This is a genomic window from Streptomyces calidiresistens, from assembly GCF_014141525.1.
In the GTDB taxonomy this organism is placed as follows: Bacteria; Actinomycetota; Actinomycetes; order Streptomycetales; family Streptomycetaceae; genus Streptomyces; species Streptomyces calidiresistens.
In genome coordinates this window covers 1-8,091 of record NZ_VKHS01000177.1, presented here as the reverse complement: position 1 = coordinate 8,091, position 8,091 = coordinate 1, and the positions used below count along the sequence as shown (strand labels likewise).

Below are 8,091 nucleotides of genomic sequence, written 5' to 3'. Positions count from 1 at the left end.
GCGGAGGACCGACGGGGGTCCGGGCGGGCGGAATCCGTGCTCATCCGACCCACGGTACCGGCAGCCGGCGACGCCGGCGGGGGTCCGACGGTCCCCTTCCCGGCGTCCCGCCGGGCCGCGGCCCGCCGCCCGGCCCGCCCGGAGGGGCGCCGGGTCCCGGCACCGGTCCCGGGGCACGGCGCGCCGGCGGGCCCTCAGCGGCTGTTGATCCGCTCGATCTCCCGGAGCACCCGCCGCTTCAGCTCCGGGGCCATCGGCGCGTAGCCCAGTTCCAGCGCCAGCTCGTCGGCCTCCTCGCTGGTCATCGCCCAGGTCCAGAAGGAGCGCAGCAGTTCGGCGAGGTCGTCGTCGTATCCGCACTCGTAGGCGAAGATCCAGTTGGTGCCGGAGATGGGGTACCCCTCGCCGCCGATGTCGTCGAGGTCGAACTGGAAGTTCTCCGGGATGACCGCGACGCCCGAGGCGATCGTGGTGGCCTCCAGGGTCGGCTCGATCGGCGTGCCGGAGGCGTTGACGACACGGGCGGTGGCCAGGTTGTGCCGGATGGCGTAGGACTGGTTGACGTACCCCAGGCCGCCCTCGGTGTTGATCACCCGGGCGGTGACGCCCTCGTTCCCGTCGCCGCCGACCGTGCCCTCGGCCCACTCGATGTCGCTGCCCTCGCTGTACTTCTGCGCCCACATGGGCACCTCGTGGTCGAGGTAGTGGGTGAAGACGTAGGTGGTGCCGGAGCCGTCGGAGCGGTGCACGGGGACGATCTCGCGGTCGGGCAGTTCCCGGTCCGGGTTGAGCGCGGCGATGGCCGGGTCGTCGTACCGGGTGATGTCGCGGTCGTAGATCCGGGCGATGGTCTCGGCGTCCAGGACCAGGCCGTCCATCGCCGGGTCGTGGAAGGCGATGACGACGGACCCGAAGACCACCGGGAACTGGATGGCCTCGCAGTCCCGGTTCAGGGAGGCGGTGGCCAGGTCCTCGTCGGTGAGGTACTTCTCGGAGGAGCCGAAGTCCAGGGTGTCCTCGATGAACCCCTGGATGCCGCCGCCCGATCCGATGCTCTGGTAGTTGATGGTGGCGAAGGGCTGGTCGAACCCGTAGGACTCGATCCACTCCTGGAACAGGGGGTTGGGGAAGGACGCGCCGGCGCCGTTCAGCACGCCGGTCATCAACGTCTGGCGTTCCCCGGTCCCCGAATCCCCCGCCTGCGCGGCCTGTGGGCCGCATCCCGCGACGGTGGTGACGGCGGCCGCCAGGATCGCGGCGAGCGCCGGCACTCTCCTGCGCTTCTCGCGCATCAGCAATGCTCCTTGTGAAATCCCGCCCCGCCGAAGCCCCTGTCGACGCTAGGGGCGCCGGCGTACGGCCCGGCTTCCTCCGGGTGAACGGTCGGCAGGGGTCCGGTGAAGCGGAGCGGCGCCGGCGGGTGACCCGCCGTGACATCCCGGACATGCGTGACCGTTCGGCGCGCACGGGCTCCCACCGGCTTCCCGGTCGCCCCCGGGAGCCCGGGAGCGACCGCGGAACGCCCCGGAAACGCCCCCGGGCCGCACGGCGGGTGCCGTGCGGCCCGGGGGAACGCGGGAGGTGTGTGCCGGTGGGACGGATCAGCCGAAGCGACCGCTGATGTAGTCCTCGGTGCGTCGGTCGGCCGGAGTGCTGAAGATCTTCTCGGTGTCGTCGTACTCGACCAGTTCCCCCGTGCGCTTCCCCTCGGAGGTGCGCACGCTGAAGAAGGCGGTCATGTCGGAGACCCGGGCCGCCTGCTGCATGTTGTGGGTGACGATGACGATCGTGTACTCGTCCTTCAGCTGCCGGATGAGGTCCTCGATCTTCAGCGTCGCGATCGGGTCCAGGGCCGAGCACGGCTCGTCCATCAGAACGACCTCCGGCTTGACCGCGATGGCCCTGGCGATGCACAGGCGCTGCTGCTGACCACCGGAGAGGGACAGGCCGTTGCTCGTGAGCTTGTCCTTCACCTCGTCCCACAGGGCGGCGCCGCGCAGCGCCTCCTCCACGATGTCGTCCATGTTCTGCTTGATCCCCATGGTGCGGGGGCCGAAGGCGACGTTGTCGTAGATGGACTTGGGGAACGGGTTGGGCTTCTGGAAGACCATCCCGATCACCTTGCGCACCTGGACGGGGTCCACCCGGGGGCCGTACAGGTTCTCGCCGTGGTAGATCACCTCGCCGTCCACGCGGGCGCTCGGCACCAGGTCGTTCATGCGGTTCAGGCAGCGCAGCAGGGTGGACTTGCCGCAGCCGGAGGGGCCGATCAGCGCGGTGATGTTGCGCTGGAAGACGTCCATGGACACATCGCCCACGGCCCGGTGGGAACCGTACGAGACGGACACCTTGCGCAGCTCGAACACCTTGTCGCGGTGTTCCACCTCGCCGCCGCCGCGCAGTTCGGCGGGGCGCAGGTGCAGGGGGGAGTCGAGGTTCTCGGTGCCGGCGGCCCCGCCGGTGCCGGGCCCGCCGTCGGCGTCCGGGCCCGGGTCGGCGGGCGCGGTCGCGTCGGTGCCCTCGTTCCGGGGCATCTCCCCGGAGATGGGGGCGTCCTTGTCGGTGGTCATCGTGGGTTCACCACTTCTTCTCGTACCGGTTGCGGAGCCAGATCGCGAAGGAGTTGATGAGCATCAGGACCACCAGCATCACCAGGACACCGGCGATGGCCATGACGTGGAACTCCTCCTGGGGCCGCTTGGCGTAGTTGTAGATCTGCACCGGCAGCACCGAGTAGCCGCCCTCGAAGAAGCTCGGGTCGTAGACCACGAAGGTCACCGCACCGACCAGCAGCAGCGGGGCCGCCTCGCCGATGGCGCGGGCCACTCCGAGGATCACGCCGGTCAGGATGCCCGGCGCGGCGGCCGGCAGGACGTTCCGCCAGACCGTTTGCCACAGGGTGGCGCCCAGGGCCAGGGAGCCGTTGCGCACCGAGGAGGGCACCGCGCGGATCGCCTCGCGGGAGGCGAGGATGACGGTGGGCAGCACCAGCAGCGCCAGGGTCATCGAACCGGCGGCGGCGACGAACCCGAAGTTGCCGAGCCCGCGCACGATGAACGCCAGGCCCAGGATGCCGAAGACGATCGAGGGCACACCGGCCAGGTTCTGGATGTTCAGCTCGATGAACCGGTTGTACCAGCGCTCCCGGTCGGCGAACTCCTCCAGGTAGATGGCGGCACCCACGCCCAGCGGCACGATGAGGGCGATCACCCCGCCGATCACGTAGACGGTGCCGATGATGGCGGTGCGGAAGCCCGCCTCCTCCGGGTTGATCGTGGAGGGGCCGGCGAGGAAGAGGTTGGCGTCCAACCGGGGCCAACCCTCGACGAGCGCCCACCCGATGATCGCGGTCAGCGCGACCAGGGCGGTGCCCAGCCCCAGGAACAGGACGGCGGAGAAGAGGGTGTTGGTGACCCGGTGCTTCGCGGAGCGGGGGGTGTACAGCCCCTGGCCGGCGGCCCGGGCCCCGGCCACGGCGAGCCGGGTGCGCTCGGTGGTCCGACGCTCCCGGGGGCGGTCCTCCCGGATCTTCTGTGTTTCCCCGGTGGTCATCACTCGTACACCTCGCGGAAGCGGCGGACCAGGCGGATCGCGAACAGGTTGACCACCAGCGTCATCAGGAACAGGAGGGAGCCCACGGCGAAGATCGTGTTGTACACGGTGGTGCCGGTGGCGATGTCACCGGTGGCGGTGCCACCGATGTAGGCGGTCATGGTCTGCGCGCCGCGGGCCAGGTCGAAGGAGAGGTTGGGATTGCCCGCCCCGGCGACCAACAGCACGATCATGGTCTCGCCGATGGCCCGGGACATGGCCAGCACGACGGCGGCCACGATGCCGGAGATGGCCGCCGGGAAGACGACCCTCAGGGAGACCCGCATCTTGTTGGCGCCCAGCGCGTAGGCGCCCTCGCGCAGGCCGCCGGGGACCGAGCGCATGGCGTCCTCGGAGACCGAGGCGATCAGCGGCACGATCAGCAGACCCACCGCGACGCCGGCGACGCCGATGGAGAAGTCGCCGCGCCAGTTCATGAAGGGGAAGATCTGCTCGGCCAGCGGGCGCAGGAGGAAGAGACCGAAGAGGCCGATCGCCACGGTGGGGATGCCCTCCAGCACCTCCAGGGCCGGCTTGATCACGGCTCGCACCCGGCGCGGTGCGTATTCGGCGAGGTAGATCGCCGAGAGCAGGCCGATCGGGATCGCCACCAGCAGGGCGATGACGACCACGGTCAGGGTGCCGACCACGATCGGCAGCACCCCGAACTCACCCCGCGCGAAACCGGGTGACCACTGGGTGCCGGTGAGGAACTCCACGACGGAGACCTCACGGAAGAAACCGATGGTCGGGGTCAGCAGGGAAACAACGATGGCGATGGTGACGCCGACCGAGAGAGCCGCGCACAGGGCGAGGAATCCTTTGACGACTTTCTCGCCGTGACGCGGGCGCGCGGCCCCCAGCGGCCGGCGCGGAGTCTCCTCCGCGCCGGCCTCGGGGGACACGCTGCCACGCTGGGAAGCGGTCATGGCTGCGTGTCCTAATCGTCGAGTGGTACCGGACGGGTCCGGGGATCGTCAGGAGGTGAGGGACTCGACCTTGGCGTTGCCCTCGTCGATCTGCTCCTGGGTCATCGGCACGAAGCCGGCGGTCTCGGCGATCTCGGCGGAGTTCTCCAGCCAGAACTCCATGAAGGCCACGGTGGCCTCGCTCTCCAGGGCCTTGTCGCTGGCGTAGGTGAACAGCGGGCGGCCCAGCGGGGCGTAGGAACCGTCCTGGACGTTCTCCAGGGTGGCGTCCACGCACCCCTCGCCGCCGTCGATCTGCAGGGGCTTGACGGCGTCCCCGGCCTCCTGGACGTAGGAGTAGGGGATGTACGCCATGGCGGCGAAGTCGCCCTCGACACCGCGGATGGCGGCGTTGTCGTCCTCGCCGATGTCGGTGTAGTCGGTGCGGACGCGACCCTCCTCACCGTTGATGGCCTCGGTGAAGAAGTCGAAGGTGCCGGAGTCGCTGCCCGGACCGTAGAGGACGATCTCCTCCGAGGCCAGGTCGTCGGGCAGGTCCAGGCCGTCCACGTCGCCCCAGGTGGAGACGGAGGAGCCCTCGTCCCAGATCTGGTTGGCCTGGTCGACGGTCAGGCACTCCACGGGGGACTCCGGGTTCACGACGATGGAGAGGGCGTCGTTGGAGACCTGGATGTTGTCGTAGGCGATGCCGTTGCCCTCGCACAGCTCGATCTCGGAGTCCTTGATCGCGCGGGAGGCGTTGTTCATGTCGTTCTCGCCCTGGCAGAACTTCTCGAAGCCACCGCTGGTGCCGGAGATGGCGACGTCCACCATGACACCGGGGTTCTCGGTCATGAACATCTCGGCGGCGACCTCGGCCAGCGGGCCGACCGTGCTGGAACCGTCGATGCGGATGGAGCCGCTCAGGTCCCCGCCGCCCTCGGTCTCGTTGCCGGCCTCGGTCTCGTTGCCGGTGTCGGCGGCGTTGTCGGAACCGTTGTCGTCGCTGCCGCAGGCGGTGACGAGGGCCAGGGCGGAAACCGCGGCGATCGCGGCGGTCTTGGCGCGCCAGTTGCGCATGGCGTGTGCTCCTTCAGAACGCCGGCCGCCGGCCGGCAGATAGGTGACTTGACTGCGTCGGGACAGAACGTAGGAGCGCGTGGCGACGACCCGAGGGCCGGAAGGTGAACAGAAAGATAGGTTCGGCCGAACCGGGAGTTTCACAAAAAGTGTTGGAATCGTTAAGCTTCGATCGCGCTCGAAACAGGGGGAAAACCCGTGGGCCCGACGGCATCGGCCGCCGGGCCACAACCCCCCGCGACCGGCCCGGGGGCGGGGCGGAACAGGGGACGAAAGGCGTCGGGATCAGCGGGATCAGCGACCGGGCGGTACCAGGCGGTACCCCACGCCGCGCACCGTCTGGATGATCTCGGGGTGGTGCGGGTCGTCCCCCAGTCGCTCCCGGAGGCGACGAATGTGAACGGTGATGGTGTTGGAGCGCCGCGCGCCGTCACCCCACAACTCGGTCCGGATGCGGTCGCGGGTGATGACCTTCTCCGCGTGCTGCATCAGCAGGTGCAGCAGTTGGAACTCGCGCAACGGCAGCCGGGCGGTCGGCTGCCCGTGCATCCGCACCTCGTAGCTGCCCGGATCCAGCGTCAACGGCCCGCACACCAGGGGCTGGTCCCAACCGCCGCGCCCGCCCCGATCGGCCAGGCTCAGCAACTGCGCCACCTCGCGGGGCCGGTACGGCCGCGCCACGCAGGCGCTCGCGCCGGCCGCCAGCGCCGGGGCCACGGCGGCGGAGTCCTCCGGACCCACCCCCAGTACCACCGGCACCGACATCCGCCGCCGCACCAGGCGCAGCACCGTCGCGCCGTCGAGCACCGGCAGATCGGCCGACAGCAGCAGCACGTCGGGCTTGCGCAGCCCGGCCTCCAACAGGGCCACCGCCCCGTCCGCGCAGTGCACCACCGTCACCCGGTACTTGGCCAGCTGGGCGGTCAGCCCCTGGCGGATCCGCTCGTCCGAGTCGGCCAGCAGGACCACCGGGTTGGTGCCCAGCGGTATCCGCGCCCGGGAGGGGACGAACGTCTCGGCGTCGTCCCGTGCCTCCCGGTCGAACGGGTCGATGTCCCCGTCGTTCACCGTCTTCGCGTCGAATCCGTCCCGGCCGTCAGCCGAAGCGTCCGGAAATGTAGTCCTCGGTGCGCCGATCGGCGGGGTTGCTGAAGATCTTGTCGGTGACGTCGTACTCGACCAGGCGCCCATGGCGCACTCCCTCGCTGTCGTTCTCGGCAGTGAAGAACGCCGTCCGGTCCGAAACCCGGGCCGCCTGCTGCATGTTGTGCGTGACGATGACGATGGTGAACTCGTCCGCCAACTTCAGCATCAGGTCCTCGACCTTGGCGGTGGCGATCGGGTCGAGGGCCGAGCAGGGCTCGTCCATCAACAGAACCTCGGGCCTGACAGCGATGGCCCGGGCGATGCACAGCCGTTGCTGCTGCCCGCCGGAGAGGGCGAACCCGCTCTCCTTCAGCTTGTCCTTGACCTCGTCCCACAGCGCGGCACCGGTCAGCGCCTCCTCCACCCGGTCGTCCAACTCGGACTTGGGGCGACGGCCCTCCACGCGCAACCCGTAGGCGACGTTCTCGTAGATGGACTTGGGGAAGGGGTTCGGCTTCTGGAAGACCATGCCGATCCGGCGCCGCACCTCGATCGGGTCCACCTGCGGGGCGTACAGATCCTCGCCGTAGTAGGCGACCTTCCCGGTCACCCGGGCGCCGGGCACCTGGTCGTTCATCCTGTTCAGGCAGCGCAGGACGGTGGACTTCCCGCAGCCCGAGGGGCCGATCAGGGCGGTGATCTCGCGCTCGTGGACCGTGAGGGAGACCTCGCGCACCGCACGGTGGGAGCCGTAGGTGACGAAGAGGTCGCTCACGTCGAAGACCGTGGGCGGAAGCGGGCGCGGCTCACCGAGCGCGTCCGAGCCGTCGGCCGTCACGGACGCGGGCTTCGTTCTCCCGCGAGCCGTCGTGACGGTGAGGTCTACTGCCATGAAGGCTCCCGGGGCGTGAATGGGGGCGGCCGAATGAGACGTTCACCATGTAAAGAGATCCGGGTAGCGGGTTGTGCGGCGTTCGGTGAACCCGAAATGAACAACGCGGTGCCCCGGGGTGCACGGGGAGGCCCGGGTGTGCCCCGGTCGGATCGGGGAGGGACCGCGGGGAAACACCCCGGAGGAGGGGGGAACGTCCCCCGTGAACCCCAACACCCCGAAGTTGGCGCCGGATCACCCCGGAACGGGCCCGCGATCAGTAGCATCGACAGGCGTGGGGATCGAGGGCGAGCAACTGGTACTGGACTACCTGAGTCGGGTCGGCGACCTGGCGCACACCACCGGCATGTCGCCGACCGAGCGACGGGACCTGGTGACCCGCCTGCGGGCGGACATCACCCGGCGCCGCGCCGAGGTGCAGGGCGACGAGTCCCGGGCGGACGTCAAGCGCATCCTCAAGAGCGTCGGTCGCCCGGAGGACGTGGTGGCCGCCGCCGGTGAACGGGGGGCGGCAGTGCCCGCCCCGCGCCCCGC

7 protein-coding genes and 1 pseudogene are annotated in these 8,091 nt (G+C 69.9%); 1 reads left to right on the top strand and 7 read right to left on the bottom strand.

Going from position 1 to position 8,091, the window contains the following annotated elements; all coding sequences use genetic code 11:
• Positions 1–194: 194 nt before the first annotated feature.
• The 7 genes from pstS to pstB (FOE67_RS10070) form a co-directional block, all read right to left on the bottom strand.
• Positions 195–1,292: a phosphate ABC transporter substrate-binding protein PstS gene (gene pstS / locus FOE67_RS10100; protein WP_182662720.1), complete on the bottom strand. Its 1,098-nt coding sequence runs from the start codon at positions 1,290–1,292 to the stop codon at positions 195–197.
• A 309-nt stretch (positions 1,293–1,601) separates the two neighbouring features.
• Entirely contained in the window at positions 1,602–2,384 is a 783-nt protein-coding gene (gene pstB / locus FOE67_RS10095) for a phosphate ABC transporter ATP-binding protein PstB (protein ID WP_438874202.1), read from the bottom strand.
• Between the two features lie 193 nt (positions 2,385–2,577).
• Positions 2,578–3,552 carry a phosphate ABC transporter permease PstA gene (gene pstA, locus FOE67_RS10090; protein ID WP_182662718.1) on the bottom strand — a complete coding sequence of 325 codons (975 nt, stop codon included), beginning with the start codon at positions 3,550–3,552 and terminating at the stop codon, positions 2,578–2,580.
• Complete coding sequence (gene pstC, locus FOE67_RS10085) at positions 3,552–4,520, bottom strand: phosphate ABC transporter permease subunit PstC (RefSeq protein WP_182662716.1); 969 nt, start codon at positions 4,518–4,520, stop codon at positions 3,552–3,554. The genes pstA and pstC overlap by 1 nt, the downstream gene beginning before the upstream one ends.
• Positions 4,521–4,568: 48 nt before the next feature.
• A complete protein-coding gene (locus FOE67_RS10080) occupies positions 4,569–5,579 on the bottom strand; it encodes a PstS family phosphate ABC transporter substrate-binding protein (RefSeq protein ID WP_182662714.1) in 1,011 nt (336 codons plus the stop codon).
• Positions 5,580–5,873: 294 nt separating this feature from the next.
• A complete protein-coding gene (locus tag FOE67_RS10075; RefSeq protein WP_323384629.1) occupies positions 5,874–6,647 on the bottom strand; it encodes a response regulator transcription factor in 774 nt (257 codons plus the stop codon).
• 28 nt (positions 6,648–6,675) lie between these two features.
• Entirely contained in the window at positions 6,676–7,557 is an 882-nt protein-coding gene (gene pstB, locus FOE67_RS10070) for a phosphate ABC transporter ATP-binding protein PstB (RefSeq protein ID WP_182662712.1), read from the bottom strand.
• Between the two features lie 274 nt (positions 7,558–7,831).
• Between pstB (FOE67_RS10070) and FOE67_RS10065 the strand changes: the two are divergent.
• Positions 7,832–8,091, top strand: a pseudogene (locus tag FOE67_RS10065) (hypothetical protein); the annotation flags it as partial.

Coding starts and splice junctions, on each gene's coding strand:
- FOE67_RS10080 (WP_182662714.1), bottom strand. CDS start 5,579: ATGCGCAACTGGCGCGCCAAGACCGCCGCGATCGCCGCGGTTTCCGCC.
- pstA (WP_182662718.1), bottom strand. CDS start 3,552: ATGACCACCGGGGAAACACAGAAGATCCGGGAGGACCGCCCCCGGGAG.
- pstS (WP_182662720.1), bottom strand. CDS start 1,292: ATGCGCGAGAAGCGCAGGAGAGTGCCGGCGCTCGCCGCGATCCTGGCG.
- pstB (WP_182662712.1), bottom strand. CDS start 7,557: ATGGCAGTAGACCTCACCGTCACGACGGCTCGCGGGAGAACGAAGCCC.
- pstC (WP_182662716.1), bottom strand. CDS start 4,520: ATGACCGCTTCCCAGCGTGGCAGCGTGTCCCCCGAGGCCGGCGCGGAG.